The organism is Arthrobacter sp. ISL-28 (genome assembly GCF_018613875.1).
Classification (GTDB): Bacteria; Actinomycetota; Actinomycetes; order Actinomycetales; family Micrococcaceae; genus Arthrobacter.
In genome coordinates this window covers 25,719-40,744 of the sequence record NZ_JAGGPJ010000029.1, presented here as the reverse complement: position 1 = coordinate 40,744, position 15,026 = coordinate 25,719, and the positions used below count along the sequence as shown (strand labels likewise).

At 61.4% G+C, this 15,026-nt stretch carries 12 protein-coding genes and 3 pseudogenes; 5 read left to right on the top strand and 10 right to left on the bottom strand.

The window, feature by feature from the left end; all coding sequences use genetic code 11:
- Positions 1–329 precede the first annotated feature (329 nt).
- The 3 genes and pseudogenes from J7E80_RS23965 to J7E80_RS19025 all read right to left on the bottom strand — a co-directional run.
- Positions 330–600 (bottom strand): annotated as a pseudogene (locus J7E80_RS23965) (amylo-alpha-1,6-glucosidase); the annotation flags it as partial.
- 356 nt (positions 601–956) lie between these two features.
- Positions 957–1,742 carry an SDR family oxidoreductase gene (locus tag J7E80_RS19030; protein WP_215053793.1) on the bottom strand — a complete coding sequence of 262 codons (786 nt, stop codon included), beginning with the start codon at positions 1,740–1,742 and terminating at the stop codon, positions 957–959.
- Positions 1,739–2,617: a helix-turn-helix transcriptional regulator gene (locus tag J7E80_RS19025; protein ID WP_215053792.1), complete on the bottom strand. Its 879-nt coding sequence runs from the start codon at positions 2,615–2,617 to the stop codon at positions 1,739–1,741. Before J7E80_RS19025 ends, J7E80_RS19030 begins: the two co-directional genes overlap by 4 nt.
- Before the next feature lie 232 nt (positions 2,618–2,849).
- Here J7E80_RS19025 and J7E80_RS19020 point away from each other — a divergent pair, with 232 nt between their 5' ends.
- The 4 genes and pseudogenes from J7E80_RS19020 (at position 2,850) to J7E80_RS19005 (ending at position 5,686) form a co-directional block, all read left to right on the top strand.
- On the top strand, positions 2,850–3,731 hold the full coding sequence (locus J7E80_RS19020; protein WP_215053791.1) for an aldo/keto reductase: 882 nt from the start codon (positions 2,850–2,852) through the stop codon (positions 3,729–3,731).
- An 18-nt stretch (positions 3,732–3,749) separates the two neighbouring features.
- Positions 3,750–4,775 (top strand): aldo/keto reductase, encoded by a 1,026-nt coding sequence (locus J7E80_RS19015; RefSeq protein ID WP_215053790.1) that lies wholly within the window; start codon positions 3,750–3,752, stop codon positions 4,773–4,775.
- Between the two features lie 87 nt (positions 4,776–4,862).
- A pseudogene (locus tag J7E80_RS24710) lies at positions 4,863–5,275 on the top strand (carboxymuconolactone decarboxylase family protein).
- 9 nt (positions 5,276–5,284) lie between these two features.
- Positions 5,285–5,686: pseudogene (locus tag J7E80_RS19005) on the top strand (cupin domain-containing protein).
- Positions 5,687–5,922: 236 nt separating this feature from the next.
- On the opposite strand, the gene J7E80_RS19000 reads toward J7E80_RS19005, so the two are convergent.
- The 5 genes from J7E80_RS19000 to J7E80_RS18980 all read right to left on the bottom strand — a co-directional run bounded on the left by J7E80_RS19000 (position 5,923) and on the right by J7E80_RS18980 (position 10,915).
- Complete coding sequence (locus J7E80_RS19000; RefSeq protein WP_215053789.1) at positions 5,923–7,260, bottom strand: diaminopimelate decarboxylase; 1,338 nt, start codon at positions 7,258–7,260, stop codon at positions 5,923–5,925.
- Positions 7,261–7,327: 67 nt separating this feature from the next.
- The gene (locus J7E80_RS18995; RefSeq protein ID WP_215053788.1) at positions 7,328–8,080 is read right to left on the bottom strand and encodes a gamma-glutamyl-gamma-aminobutyrate hydrolase family protein; all 753 of its coding nucleotides are present in this window, start codon (positions 8,078–8,080) and stop codon (positions 7,328–7,330) included.
- A gap of 170 nt (positions 8,081–8,250) precedes the next feature.
- The gene (locus tag J7E80_RS18990; protein ID WP_285291879.1) at positions 8,251–9,030 is read right to left on the bottom strand and encodes an amino acid ABC transporter ATP-binding protein; all 780 of its coding nucleotides are present in this window, start codon (positions 9,028–9,030) and stop codon (positions 8,251–8,253) included.
- Complete coding sequence (locus J7E80_RS23960) at positions 9,020–9,631, bottom strand: amino acid ABC transporter permease (protein WP_251037111.1); 612 nt, start codon at positions 9,629–9,631, stop codon at positions 9,020–9,022. The genes J7E80_RS18990 and J7E80_RS23960 overlap by 11 nt, the downstream gene beginning before the upstream one ends.
- Before the next feature lie 393 nt (positions 9,632–10,024).
- Positions 10,025–10,915: an ABC transporter substrate-binding protein gene (locus tag J7E80_RS18980; RefSeq protein ID WP_215053787.1), complete on the bottom strand. Its 891-nt coding sequence runs from the start codon at positions 10,913–10,915 to the stop codon at positions 10,025–10,027.
- 129 nt (positions 10,916–11,044) lie between these two features.
- Between J7E80_RS18980 and J7E80_RS18975 the strand changes: the two genes are divergently transcribed.
- A complete protein-coding gene (locus J7E80_RS18975; protein ID WP_215053786.1) occupies positions 11,045–12,664 on the top strand; it encodes a CdaR family transcriptional regulator in 1,620 nt (539 codons plus the stop codon).
- 608 nt (positions 12,665–13,272) lie between these two features.
- Here the strand turns inward: J7E80_RS18975 and J7E80_RS18970 are convergent.
- Together J7E80_RS18970 and J7E80_RS18965 are read right to left on the bottom strand one after the other, a co-directional pair.
- Positions 13,273–14,085 (bottom strand): MBL fold metallo-hydrolase, encoded by an 813-nt coding sequence (locus J7E80_RS18970; protein WP_215053785.1) that lies wholly within the window; start codon positions 14,083–14,085, stop codon positions 13,273–13,275.
- 354 nt (positions 14,086–14,439) lie between these two features.
- Positions 14,440–14,718: a hypothetical protein gene (locus J7E80_RS18965; RefSeq protein WP_251037100.1), complete on the bottom strand. Its 279-nt coding sequence runs from the start codon at positions 14,716–14,718 to the stop codon at positions 14,440–14,442.
- Positions 14,719–15,026 lie beyond the last annotated feature (308 nt).

Below are 15,026 nucleotides of genomic sequence, written 5' to 3'. Positions count from 1 at the left end.
CTACATGGTCCCGAGTGCCCGCATCTCTGCAACCCGGCGTTCCTCATAGTCTCTCCCTCGGTAGCGTTCCCGATGTTGTTCAGCCCGCACCGTCATACCTGGGCGAGAGAAATCCTTTGAAGTCCGGAACGCCTTGCTTCCTGCACCACTTTATTAGAAGTCTAATGAATTGGCAAGGCTCTGCTGCCATCCTCTTCGACCTGCCAATCGGCCCTACGCGTGGAGAAAGCTTTGACGACTCGGGCCGATCTCGGCCAAAATGCCGGAAAGGAGGCAGTATATGGGCGTCAGAAATAGATAGACATCTAGCTATCGATGGACCCATAGGATGCAATCGGGGGCTGGGCCAGGGTCCCGTCCGCGAAATTGATGCCGTCCCAGGCGTCCTTCCAAACCCTGGTTGATCAGGCCCTGGGGATTGAGTCGCTCGTACTCGACGAACCCGTCACCGTCCTTGTCCCCGTAATCCCGGATCCACTCCAGCACACGGTCCGTGTGGGGAAGCAGCACGGTAATGGTGTCCTTGGCGAACCTCCAGCGGCTGACGGATCCAAGTACCGCCACGAACAGCGGCGTGGCGTCGACGCTGCCGTAATATGTCGGCTCCAGAAGCAGGGCGATGACCAGAAGCAGGGTGATTAAACGGGAAGGCAGATGGCCATTCTGGGAGCAATTGTCAGAAGGAGATTCGTTCGGAGAGCCGCACGGGCATTCTCCCACTTGCCCCCGCTATGGCATGACAGAAACAACGCCCCCGAGCCACCATGGTGCCGGTGCGGACGTCAAGGGACTATGCCGGTTCGGCCGGCTTCCCGACTTATTCAGAGACCTCCAAATAGCAAGTAAATCCGGCGGAATGCAGCCCGGGAGAGACCGGGGCAGGCTCTCACGGTGGCAGCCTGAGGGGCGAACCGGCGGGCTTGAATTGCGGGACGAGGCGCCGCTTGCGGGGTCTTCTAGCCGGTGGCTTTGGGGCTTCCTGCTCCAATGCTGGCGAGGTCGTGGCGGAAAAGTTCGGGTTCATTGCCGACAGGGAGGTTGACAACGTCTTTCGCTGCGTCGAGAGATTCACCAGAGTCAAGCGTGAGTGAGGCGAAGACGGCGGTGAGGTCGTCTTGTTCGGGTCCACGGTCGGCGACGAGTTCCAGGGTTTTGTGGTCTGCGGCGTCGATGCGAAGGCTGTCGATGAGGACCCGTGCAATCTGGTCCCGTGCAATCACTCCGTCGGCGGGTGACCCCGACTGTCGTCTGTCGCCTTGGAGCATGACGATGCTGCGCTGGTCGGGTTGGTTGTCGTCGAACCAACCTGGCCGCACGATCGTGTAAGGGTTCCCGCTGGCCCTCACCAGTCGTTCGCTGCGCAGCTTCCACTGTGCGTAGGCGAAGCCCGGGCGGGTGGCTCCGATAGCGGTCATCAAGACGATGCTGACCCGCCGCCCGACCAGCGCCTTGAGGACGTTGGCCACACCGGTGTAGTCGTTGTCCCGCACGTCGCGTTCACTGGTGGTGGATCCATGGGTGAAAACGACCGCGTCGACGTCCTCGAGGGCAAGGCCGAGGGTTTCGGGACGGGTCAGGTCGCCGACCACGAGGTGGACGCCATCGGGAAGAATACCGGCGGCGCGTTCCCTGTCGCGGACCAGCGCCCGGACGGCGTACCCCTGGCCCAGAGCTGCCGCCACCGCGTAGCGGCCGATGCTGCCGGTAGCGCCGGCGACTAATACGGTGGCAGGTCGATTCACTTCTTCTCCTTGAGGGAAAGCTCGGTCGTGTTCTGGGTTGCGGCCCAGCTGGCGAGGACTTTCAGTGCGTCCTCGTCTGGGGTCCCCGGTTCAGCGGTGTACACATTGATCCGCAGTCCCGGTTCGGCGGGCAATTCCAGGGCTTCGAAAGTCAGGTCCAAGTTCCCCACGACGGGATGGTGGAGCCGTTTACGGCCGGTGCGGTGGTACTTCACATCGTGCCGTGCCCACCGGGTCCGGAATTCCTCGCTGCGCGTTGAGAGCTCACCGACCAGGTCCGTAAGGTCCTTGTCGTACGGATTCTTCCCGGCGGCGGACCTCAGGACAGCGACGACGTCATCCGCCGAGCGCTCCCAATCGACGAAGAACTCCCGGGCCTTAGGGTTCAGGAAGGTAAACCGTGCCGTGTTCGGCGGGGTGGTTTGCTCAGCCATCAGGTCCAGGTAAAGTGCTCGGCCGAGCTCATTGGCGGCCAGGACATCCCCGCGGTCGTTGCGGACCCAGGCAGGCGCCGTCGTAATCGCGTCAATGACGCGCTGAACGCTGGGCCGCACCGTCAGCGGACTCCGCTTACGCCGCACGCGCGGAGCCGTCGTAGCCGCCCGGGCAAGATCAAAAAGGTGGGCCGTCTCGGCCTCGTCAAGCTTAAGGGCCCGTCCGAGAGCCTCCAGGACGCCGTCCGAGGCGCCGGAAAGGTTTCCGCGCTCCAGGCGGATGTAGTAATCGATGCTCATCCCGGCAAGCATCGCGACCTCCTCGCGGCGCAGCCCTGCGACCCGCCGGTTCCCGCCATAGATCGGCAGCCCCGCTTCTTCCGGCGTGATCCTGGCACGGCGGGAAGACAGGAACTTCCGCACGTCGTCGCTGTGTGTCATGGCAACCACGCTACGCCGGGCGCAGCGAGCGAGGGAGGCACTGGCATTACCCGGAACGCCCGTGACTCCCGGCCCGAAAGATATGACGGTTGCATGGAAAGCATGAAACCTGCTCCTGCACCCACGGCACACCCGGCAGCGGTACTGGCGAGCGCTAACCCACCCGACCAAACGGGGTACTGATGTGGCCTCCCACAACCTCGTACCTCTACATACTGTGAAAGGCATGGTCATGGAACTTACCCTCAACAACGGCGTCACAATGCCCGCCCTCGGCCTGGGCGTCTTCCAAAGCCCGCCGGAACAGACCACGGCGTCCGTCGCGGCTGCCCTCGCGGCCGGGTACCGGCACATCGACACCGCCGCGGCGTACGGCAACGAGCGGGAGGTCGGCGAAGGCATCCGCCTTTCCGACGTCGATCGTTCGGAAGTATTCATCGAAACGAAGGTCTGGGTCAGTGATTACGGCTACGACGCGACGCTGCACGCGTGGGACAAGGCTGTTGGCAAACTCGGCGTCGACTACCTGGACCTGCTCATCCTGCACCAGCCCGCGCCCGACCGCTTCGGGAAGACTATCGCCGCGTACAGGGCCCTGGAAACCCTGCTCGTCGGTGGGCGAGTGCGCGCGATCGGCGTCAGCAATTTCATGCCGCACCACCTCAAGCAGCTGCTCGCCGAGACCGACATTATCCCGGCCGTGAACCAGATCGAACTGCACCCCTACTTCACTCAACCGGACGTACAGGCAGCAGACGCCGAACACGGCATCCTCACACAGGCTTGGTCGCCGATCGGCGGCATCACCTTCTACCCCGGTTGGGGCGAGAACCGCCGGAACGTCATGCAGGACTCGACCATCGCCGCGATTGCCAAGACGCGCGGCAAAACACCCGCCCAGGTGATGCTGCGCTGGCACCTGCAGCAGGGCCGCTCCGCCATCCCGAAATCGACCAACCCCGTCCGGATCGCCGAAAACTTCGATGTCTTCGACTTCGATCTCAATGCCGACGAACTTGCGGCCATTGGCGCACTCGACACCGGCGTGCGTAACGGCCCGGATCCGGACGAAGCCCGGATGGAGCGTTTCTCACTGATCATCCCCGAAGCCTAAAACGAGAGCAGGAACCCAATGGAGTACCGTCCCCTAGGCCGCACCGGCGTGCAGGTCAGTCCCCTTTGCCTGGGCGCCATGATGTTCGGGCCCTGGGGCAACGACGACCGCGCCGATGCCACCCGGATCATTCACCGCGCGCTTAACGCGGGCATCAACTTCATCGACACCGCAGACGTCTACTCCGGCGGCGTCTCCGAGGAAATCGTCGGCAAGGCACTGGCCGGGCGCCGTGATGACGTCTTCCTCGCCACCAAGTTCTTCATGCCGATGAGCGATGACCCCAACCAACGAGGCGGATCCCGCCGCTGGATCATCCGCGAGGTGGAAAACTCGCTCCGCCGGCTGAACACGGACTACATCGACCTCTACCAGGTCCACCGGCCGGGCCCGGACACCGACGTCGAGGAAACCCTCGGTGCGCTCACCGACCTCGTCCGGCAGGGCAAGGTCCGGTACATCGGCTCCTCGTCGTACTCCGGGTCCCAAATCGTGGAAGCCCAGTGGTCGTCACGTGAACGCAACCTGGAGCGGTTCGTCACCGAACAGCCGCCCTACTCAATCCTGGCCCGCGGCGTCGAAGAGGACGTTCTCCCCACCGCCCAGCGGCACGGCATGGGGACGCTGACCTACAGCCCGCTGGCTGGCGGATGGCTTTCCGGGCGGTGGCGGAAAGACTCTGCGTCCGCACCCACCTCCAGTGCCCGCCCAAGCGCGCGCTTCGACATGTCCGAACCGGCCAACCAGCGCAAGCTCGACACCGTCGAAGAACTCGCCCAACTCGCCGATCAGGCGGGAATGACGCTCATCGAGCTGGCCATCGCGTTCGTGATCAACCACCCCGGAGTCACTGCTGCCATCGTCGGTCCGCGCACCACGGAGCAGCTGGAGTCCTACCTTCCCGCCGCCGAGGTCACCCTGTCCACAGATCTGCTGGACCGCATCGACAAGCTCGTTGCCCCCGGCGTCACCCTCAACCCCGACGACAACAGCTACGGCGCGCACGAACTCACGCCGCAGGCACGACGACGGAAGCAACCATGACCAACGTATCGATGCAAGGTCTGACCCCTCGTCAAAGGCGAAAGTCCCCAAAGTCGGCGTTCTCCCTCGTGCAGCTGCCGCTCACTGATGTTCCTCCCTCGCCGACCAAGACGCGTAGCCCCGAAACCAACTGACCACTACAGATTCCAAAGGGAAAGAAGGATCATCATGACTGACCAACCCAAGCAGCTCGGAGCCGGCCGAAAGATGTTCGGCGACTTCGCCCGGAAGCTTGCCCAGCTCACCGACGACATGCTGTTCGACGACATCTGGAACCGCCCCGAACTGAGCGTCCGCGATCGCAGCCTCATCACCGTAGCCGTGCTCACCGCCGGAGGAAACACCGAGCAATTGGGTCCCACCTTGGCCGCGCCGTTCAGAACGGTGTGACCCAGGAGGAGCTCATCGAAGCCATCACCCATGTCACGCTCTACGCCGGCTGGCCGAAAGGCATGTCAGCGATTGGCGTCGCCAAAAAAGTCTTCACAGACAACAAGTAAGGAAACCCCATGAATATCGAACCCACGGCTCCGACCACCAAGAACCCGCCCGCCCAGTTCGCCGGCGATGTGTGGCTTGACCCGATCGCCCTTCCCCACGAGAGCGACCAGACGATGGTCGTCGCGACCGTCCGCTTCGCGCCCGGAGCACGCACCGCCTGGCACTCTCACCAGCACGGCCAATACCTGCGCGTCACCCAAGGTGTCGGCCGCTTCGGTACCCGGGACGGAAAGATCATCGAAGTCCACCCAGGCTAGACGCTCTACACCCCACCCGGCGAGGAGCACTGGCACGCAGCTGCTCCCGGTTGCTTCATGGAACACATCGCCATGCTCCAGAACGGCGAGGACCCGTCCAAGACCACCACCTGGGGCGAGCACATCACAGACGACGAGTACAACGGCGGGTAACCGCGAGTTCCGGACAGCGATGCACGACGTCGGGCGTGCACGCCGTCGGTGCCGCCATCCAAACGCGGGCAAGCAGCCCGGGCAACTGAAGGCCGTCAGCCATCGGGCAACGATGGTAGCCGCAAAGTAATCAACCTGACAGGATGCCAAATGCGTGGCCACCAACACTTTTGTTGGGGCCTGGGCGACAACGGACGCCTGTGACTCCTGAGTTGTTGATGTCATTGTTTCCTGTCTCAGATTGCTTGGCGGATTGCCAGCGAGGGAAGCTCGTTTAGCCCTGTCCGCTCTAGCAGTTCCGGGATGCTTTGGGGACGGCGGAGGGTGGTGAACTCCACGCTTCCATCGGCGTCGATATTCGCTCCGTATACGCCTGGCTCGAGCAATGAGTTGTAGCTGAAGGGTGTAGAGAAGTAGTAGGCGCCGGTATCAAGCAGGGTGATGATGTCGCCTTGTTCGAGCGGTGGTAGGAGTCGATTCCGGGCGATCAGGTCGCCGGCGAAACAGCAGGGTCCTGCAATGTCCTGCGCGACGGGTTCCCCCGGTTTCCTCCGTCCGAGCGGGTCGTGCGCGTCGACGCGAATGGGCCATGACTCCGGCATGAATACGGTTCGGGTGGCTACTTGGGCCCCGGCGTGGGTGATGGCGATCCGGCGGCCGCCGGTGGTTTTGGTGTATTCAACGTGCGCGGCGATGAATCCGAACTTCGCGAGTATGGTCCGGCCGAATTCCGTGATGATGTCGTATTTGCCGTTGAATAGACTTGGTGTTCCTTTTCGCAGCTCTCGGACGTAGGGATCAAAGCCCGATTCCATCGTGTCGCTCTCGAAATCGACCGGCAGTCCGCCTCCGATGTCTATTGCTCTGATCTGCTGGCGACCCAGTCTGTCGTTTACTTCATCGGCGAAATCCACAACCCGTGCTATTCCATCTGCGATAAGCGCCAGTGGGCATCCCTGGGATCCAACGTGGGCATGCACGCGACTCAGCCAAGGATATTTCCGGTAGGCCTCGAACAGGCGGGCCCTGCTGCTGGGGTCCGTCAACGCGATTCCGAACTTCGACGTCGCGCCTGCCGTGCTCATGGCTTCTATGCCGCCCAGGCCGACTTGTGGATTAATCCGGATGCCGATTGTGGAGAGCGAAGGCGACTGGCCCAGGAACTGATCAATGCGCTCAAGTTCCTGAAAGTTGTCAGCATTTATCGCCACGCCCAGTGAGAGCGCCTGCCGCAGTTCTCCTCGCGTCTTCGCGGGTGAATCGAAGACGATCCTATCGGGGGGAAACCCGGCAGCGACAGCCTGAGCAAGTTCGCCCTCACTGGCTACTTCACAGCCCATGCCCAGGTCCTTGAGCACAGACAGAACCGGGACGAGGCAATTGGCTTTGGCCGCAAATGCATGTAGTGTGCCGGGGTTGCTGATGAAGGCCGCATGCAGGGCCTTCACGTTCTCTTCGACCCCATCCAGGTCGATGAAACCCGCGACCAGTGCTTCCTCCGGGTGCAGCAGCCCTTGCCGGACGGCCGACTCAAGGATCAGCTCCCGCCGCTGGGGGGCCTCTAGATTTTTCACTCTACGCCTTTCTCAAGCTTCGCTAGTTGTTCATGAGCAATCACGACTGCGCATGCCGCCAAAAGCATTAATCTGCTGGGCGCGCAAAACAGTTGTTTCCTCCAGCGGGGACTGACTCGTGGGTTTGCGCTCTGGCCACAAACTCCTCGAAAAGAGGGTCATGGCCATCGGCGCGCAGCCATTCCGGGTGGTACTGCACGCCGACAATCCAATGCGAAGCATCGATTGACTCGATTGCCTCAATAACTCCGTCTTCGGAGCGTCCAACGACACGAAGCGGTGGTCCAACGCGCCCTATCGCCTGATGGTGGAGGCTATTAATTCTCAACTTAGTCTGTGGGTGGAGCCGTCCTAGCCGTGACTCTGGGTCGAGGTTGAGATCGTGGGTTGTGATATCGAGTTGAGCCTCTTGCTTGTGTTGGATTGGTCCAGGTTCTAGATGTTGGATAAGGCTGCCACCGAGGGCGACGTTGAGGATTTGGCTGCCGCGGCAGATTCCGAGAATCGGCATCCTGCGACGCATCGCCTCGGCAATGACCATGATTTCCAGCTCGTCGAGCTCCTCATCGATATTGGTCGTCGGATGGGGCGTTTCGCCAAATAGACGGGGGTGCGGATCGATTCCCCCTGGCAGCAGCAATCCATCGACCATATCGAGAACGCTCTGAACTGCTGTGTGATCGAGCCCAGGCGCGATGGCGACTGGAACAGCTCCGGCATCTAAAAGAGCGCTGTTATAGGCTTCGGCGATCCTGTAGTCGTTGGGGTTGTCGGGCAGGTCACGGCCAAGTGTGAGCGCAATGGTCGGGCGCTTGCTCATGATGTCCTTTCGCGTGTTGCGTGCCAGGTAGTAGGCGAGGAGTAGGGTCCGCTGCACAAGCGGGCAGGGCATTTGCGGCAGTTCGGAGGAACTGGCATCGGGAGGACGGCGTCATCTCCGATCGTTTCTATTCGGGAGGGCGTTGCCCCGATAAATATCAGGACTCTCACCTAGAGCACGCTGTGTAAGAAGGCGCGGGTCCGCTGATTGCGGGGGTTCTCCAGGACGTCTCGGGGAGCGCCCGACTCCACGACGACGCCTCCGTCCATGAAAACAACCTGATCCCCAACCTCGCGAGCGAAACCGATCTCGTGAGTGACCACAATCATGGTCATGCCCGTGCGAGCGAGATCGCGCATAACGCCGAGGACGTCGCCTACTAGCTCGGGATCGAGCGCCGACGTTGGCTCGTCGAAGAGCATGAGCTTGGGTGACATTGCCAGAGCGCGGGCAATGGCAACTCGTTGTTGCTGGCCGCCGGAAAGCTGGGCGGGATAGGAGGATGCCTTGTCGGCAAGTCCCACGCGGTCGAGTAGTTCCAGTGCGGTGACGCGCGCCTCCTGGCGGGGCGTGCGACGCACCCCTATCGGCGCCTCAGTGATGTTTTCCAAGACGCTGAGATGTGGAAACAAATTGAACCGCTGGAAGACCATGCCAATGTGGCGGCGTTGTTTGGCAATCTCGGCGGCCTTCATCTCCCGCAAGCTGCCGCGATGGGGTCGGTAGCCCATAAGTTCCCCGTCCACGTAGATGCTTCCGCCATCGAGGCGTTCAAGGTGGTTGACGCAGCGCAGCAATGTTGACTTGCCCGATCCCGATGGGCCGAGCAAGCATAGGACCTCGCCTCGGCGAACGGACAGTGTAATGTCATCCAGCACGCGAAGGCTGCCGAAGGCCTTGCGGATGCCTCGGACGTCCACCAGGACGTCGTTCGTGTTTTCAGCGGACATGTTTGTCCTCCTTCACCGCTATTTCGTGGTGGATATGGGACGGATTAGGAGCCCGTTTCATCTGCATCTCCTGGAACTTGCCACTGAGCTGACGTAGCCGTTGCCATGGAGTATTGACGCCCCGGCCTACAGCGCGTCCATAGCGGCGCTCGAGATAGTACTGCGGCACCGAAAGTACCGTTGTGAGGAACAGGTACCAGATGCTGACTACGACCAGCAGTTCGACCTGGCGTAGATTTTGCGCGGAAATGTCGCTGGCACGGGTGTAGAGCTCCTGGACCGCGATCAATTGCAGGAGGGCGCTGTTCTTCAGCATTGAGATCGTCTCATTGCCCATCGGGGGAATAATGATCCGCATTGCCTGCGGAAGGACTATGCGCCGCAAGGTGTAGCGGGGCGACATGCCCAGGGAGTGCGCCGCTTCCACATGTCCTGGATCAACGGAGAGCAAACCGGCTCGCACGATTTCCGACGCGTACGCCGCCTCGTTCAGTGCAAGTGCGAGCAGGCCGGCAACAAAGGGGGCTACCACTGTAGGGGTTGGTGCGTTGAAGATGGTGAGGTCCGTCATCGGAATCCCAACAGTAATGTTCGTATACAACAAACCGAGATAGCCCCAAAAGACGATCTGTACGAGGAGCGGAGTGCCCCGAAAGAACCAGGTAGGCCCACGCGACTGTAGCTATAACGGGGTTCGAAGATAGCCGCATGACCGCGAGGACGGTGGCCAGGACAGTGGCCAGCAGCATGCTAGAGGCAGTGAGAACAATGGTCATGAGCACGCCATTGAGGATGCGAGGATCGAACAGGAACTGTGCGATGACGTCATGCTCAATGTTTTTGTTATTCCAGACCGAAATAGCTCCCAATGAGGTGACAGCAGCGATCAGGGCGGCAGCGACCCACCGCCATGGGTGCCGCAACGGTCGGGCAACGACGTCGTGGGATGTGAACGTGTTGCCGTCGTTGGCCAGTTTCATTTCCACGGCAGGCATCAGGCGCCGCCGTTAAGTTGGGCTGTCTCCACGGCGTACTTCGAGAGATGGTGTTTGTCCAACAGCTCTTGATAGCTGCCATCGTCGATGAGGGACTGCAGCGCCTTTTGCAGCGCTTTGGTGAGATCGGCGTTCGCCTTCAACACACCAATGCCGGTTGGCACCGCACCAAACCCTTTTGGATTATGCGGATCGCTGATGATCTCGAAAAGCTTGCCATTCCCTGATGTTTCTGTGGCGTGCACTGCGGGAGCGGCGTCCAAAACGTCGGCAACAGCCTGCCCGGAACGGACGGCCAGCAGCGCCTCTCCTTCCGTCGGCAATTCGAGCGGGACGATGGGGTCGGCGCCCGCTTTTGCGCAGTCATCCGCCTGGTCCCTGATGAACTGAGCTTGGGTGGTGCCCTTGGCCACTGCGACGGTCTGACCGCACAAGTCGAGCAGTCCGTTAATTCCTTGGGGGTTGCCCTTCTTTACAACGATGGCAAGCCCGGCGTGGAAATAGTCGACGAAGTCAAGCGCTTTTTGACGCTCGGCGGTGTCATTCATTCCGAACATGATGATGTCGTGTTTGCCGGCTTGAAGGGACGGAATGATGCTTGTGAAGTCCTGGGTCGCGAAAGTGAACTTGGTGCCAAGCCGTTCGCCAAGAGCCTGGCCTAGATCGTAATCGAACCCGCCAAAATTGCCCGTTTCATCGCGGGTCGTCATGGGCGGATAGATCCCGCTGGCGATACTTATGCCATCGGCATATCGCTCGGGAAGAAACGAGGCGAGCTTAGCGTCCGCCGTCGTTGGCGGATTCGAAGAGGTGCTGCACGCCGTCAGGCCTGTGAGAGTGAGCGCACCGCACAACGCGGTGGCCAGCAGATGTTTTCGGGTCAGGGACATGGGAAATCCTTAATGCCGGGTGCTGCGGACGGTCAGAGTTGGGGGAACTAGTTACCGGATTGAGCGGTTCCCTTAGCGTAGGTGCCCTAAATCCTTCAGTTCATCGTCCGATCGGCCTATAGTTGCGGCATGCCTTTGTCCGATCACTCAAGATTTCCGGCCAGTAAAGGGAATGTGGCCACGATCAAGGAGGTGCTCGCCAGGATTGGCGAGCCAATCGTGCGGGTTCTCGCTGCTCCGCGCGGACTTGATCACGAGATCCGGGGCACGTTTTTGCATGACCCGGCAGACCCCCTTCCTGAAGCGGTTGACGCGTTGCTGTTAGTGCCCGGACTTACCCCAGACTCCGCTGCTGCCACCGAACTGCTGAGCGCATCGCGCCTGCGAGGTTACTGCGGCATCGTCATTAAGCAACGCGGTGTAGATGCGACAGACCTCGCCGCGGCGGCAGTCTCAGCGGGGGTAACAGTCCTGACGGCCGATGATGATGTGCCCTGGCGCCATCTGGACTCACTCTTGCTCTCGCTGTTGGGCTCTCAGGGTGCGGGCGTGGGGGAGACGGCCGCGGGCGATGACCTCTTCGCACTGGCCAACGCGCTTGCGGCCGTTGTCGGTGGCGCGGTGTCGATTGAGGACCTTGACCGCAAGGTGCTCGCTTACTCATCATTGCCCGACCAACCCATCGATGAACTGCGACGGGAAGGAATATTGAACCGACGTGTCCCCGAGATCAACCACAACCTCGGCCGGTACCGAGTCCTGTTGGAAGCGGCGGACGTCGTCCGCTTCCCCGAGGAACTCGGGACACAGCCGCGTTCAGCCATCACGATGCGTGCGGGCCGGCAACCTCTTGGAAGCATTTGGGCGATCGAGCCACCGAATGGTCTGTCAGCCGATGGAGAGCGTGCGCTGATAGACGGTGCTTCGCTGGCGGTAATGCACCTCCTTCGCCGCCGCAATGCCGATGAACTGGAGTGGCACATGCGAGAAAGCGCAATACTTGGCGCCCTCAACGGATCATGGCCAGCTCACGACATCGCGTTCCGGCTCTCGTTGCCACCAAATGCCGAACTCATACTGTGCGGGCTCGCTTTGCTCCCCGACCAAACAGGTACCGGACCGCTGATGGCACATCTAGGTAGCGCGGTCTCGCGTTACGTATTTGCGCTTCGACCAGATGCAGGGGTTGCTACGACATCACGGGCTGTCTACGTACTGCTTCCGTCAGGAGGGCTGGATGCCGCGCTTCGACTGGCTCGGGGCGCCCTGAGCGCAATGTCGCCTACATTCAACCATCGCGTCCGAGTAGCGGTCGGTCAGGCAACAACGGATGCAGCAAAGTTGCCTACAATTCGGCAGGAAGTCGATGACGTCTTGCGGGTAACGTTGGCCGACGCATCACTCCCTAACGTTGCACGGCTATCCGACGTACACACGAGAGTGTTGCTTAACCATGTCGGTGACGAACTGACGCGCGAGCCGCGGTTGCAGCACCCTGGAATCGCTGCCATGGTGGCATACGATCGGCGCAGGAATACGGACTTTGCCGCATCAATTAGCGCCTGGCTCGAGGCGGCAGGAGACGTATCGACCGCTGCGTCTGCGCTTCACATCCACGCAAACACTCTGCGCTATCGACTGCGGCGGGTCTCCGAACTGTTCGGCCTGGACTTGAACCACCCTGATGACCGGCTGGGCATCTGGATACAATTGCGCCACCTCGACCGTGTCCGGGCGACCGAACCGTGAACAGGGTGTGGTGGGGGAGCACTGCGGTGAGCAGGCCGGCCAGCCTCACGGAGTGAGGCCTCGTGGAGCCGTCCCCATGTCGAGATCCCCGCGACTCCAAGCTCCTCGAATGTGCAGTTGATAAGGTCCGGTCCTCAACCATTGCAGCTACCAGCAACTGCGAAGCGCCTGCGGCCCGAGCTCGTGGACTGGCCCGCGGTTTGTTGCGTTCTTATTCGGCTATTCGACCATTCGGCTGTTCGTGGCCTTGACTGCGAACACCGGCTGTCCCTCAGGTTCTTGCGAGGCGGTGGTGATCTCGCCCGCGAGGTCGGTCAGGAGCCGCCTCTCGGTCTACTTGAGTTCATGCAGCCACGAGACTTGAACGACATGATTTCTGGCTGTTCGCAGGTTACCAGCGTGGATTCCGTCGCGTGAGTTAGTGCAGTCTTGGTCGGGATCTTGAGACGGGCGGCAACTTCCTGTGGCCACCCCTGCATTTGGACAGCCAAAAGGGCGGAGGTACCGGTCACGACTGGTTGGCAGTCGACGACGCCGCCCGTGAGGCGCCACGTAGGTCCATGCCACACGCAGAAGGTGCAGCCGTTTGAATGCAATGAGTGGGTGGTTCAGGTCAAATGGTCGAAGTCTCCTCGCGCCCAAGCAGCGTGCCTTTGGGCCGAATCGTGCAGCACGGCCTTGGCTCCTGACGCGATGACATTGTTGAAGTTGCCGTAGATCCGGTCGAACTTGAGCTCGCCCAGTTGCGCGGCGATACGCAATGCCACTGCACCGGATAGTGGAAGATGATTCGGGTAGCTGCGCATGAAGGCGATGGAGCGGCGGTCTGGATTGGGAAACACGCTGTCACCGGTCAGCAGGACCCCTCTGCCGTCCGCTCCTGCAGCCCAGTGCGCCACCGCGCTGCCTGGGAAGTGCCCACCGGTCTGGTGGAGTGCCAGTCCTTCGGCGATGGTTTTGCTGCCGGACCAGGTGGTGATGTTCGGATCGTCGCGTCCCAGCCATCGCTGGTCTGCTTCTGCCACAAGTACTGGGACGCCACCGAGCCGACGCGACCATTCGACCTGCACACCAAACATGTGTGGATGGCTAGCGGCGATTGCCAGGACTGGACCTTGCTCGAGCACGGCCTTCACAGCGCTGTCGTCGACATATCCGACCGGATCCCACAGCAGCGAACCGGCGGGTGTCACCAGAAGCTTGGCGGTCTGGCCGATTCCGACTTTAGGCTCAGTTCTGATTCCGATAAGTCCCTGCTCGTTCTCCTTCAACGAGATCTGCTGGCCCGCCTGCGTCAGCTCGTCCAGTGTGAGCCACCGTTGTCCGTCCTCGGGCACATACTGTCGCTCGTCGGTGCAGATCGGACAGAGACCCGGCGTAGGTTCGTCGCGTTCGACCGCGCAGGTTGCGCAGATCAGCATGGGTGATTCCTTCCAAGCGTCTTCTGTCCTGCTTCCGCCTTCTTTGCCTTGGGCCGCAGGCCGGTGGCCTCAGACTATGGCACGCGAAAGTCTCCTAGGAAGGGAGGGCCTCGCATGCGTTCGCACCTCTGGTAGCGGTCGCGCGTTCCAGCGTCCGGAGGTCCCGGGACTGCTTCCCGGGCTGCCGCACTGGCGGCGGCGTGCTCCGCGTGCTGTCGGGTTGTCCTGCGTGCAGGACGTCTTTCCGGTTGCCGTTGATCGGGCCATGCGTCGCTCTGCTGACGTCGCCTGGCCAGCCAGCGGATCGTGGAACAAAGCGAGTGGTTCCTGCCGCATAAGGGTCCCTTCTAACGACTACGGTCGTGTGGTCTCTTCTTCGTTTCGTGCATTCCTGGGTGGGGGAGGAGGGCGTGCGCTGCGGGTAGCCCACGTGGTGGGTGATTGGTGGATTAACCTTTGAGGGCCACGATCGGGGTCGCAGTGTACGCGGTCACTGGTGTGGGTTGAACGTGTACTTGAACTCAAGGATTCATCGATACCGCGCACACCACCCTCACGTCCGATTCTGGACGCCTTCACGCCTCCCAGAGGGACGGCGACGTCGGAGATGATGTCGGAGTTGATGCCTACCATCCCCACCTCCATCCGCCGTGCTCGACGCTGGCGTCGTCAATGGGCCGATCTCCGTGCCCTCTCCAGGCCGTTGCCGGCCCATGTTGCGCATCTTGGCAGCGGTGATCTTTTCGACGGCACGGTCAAGGTTGACATCGTCGAAGACTATAAGGGCGCGTTAGCGCCACGCTCGAGCGAACTACGCCCATCTCCGCGGTCATATTTGCCGCGAGCTCCTCCTTCGAGTCCAGCAGCAACTTATGCGTGGCCGAGCAGGATGTCGGGCTCACAGGTTTCGCGACACGGAAATTGTGATGGCGGGCCATGCC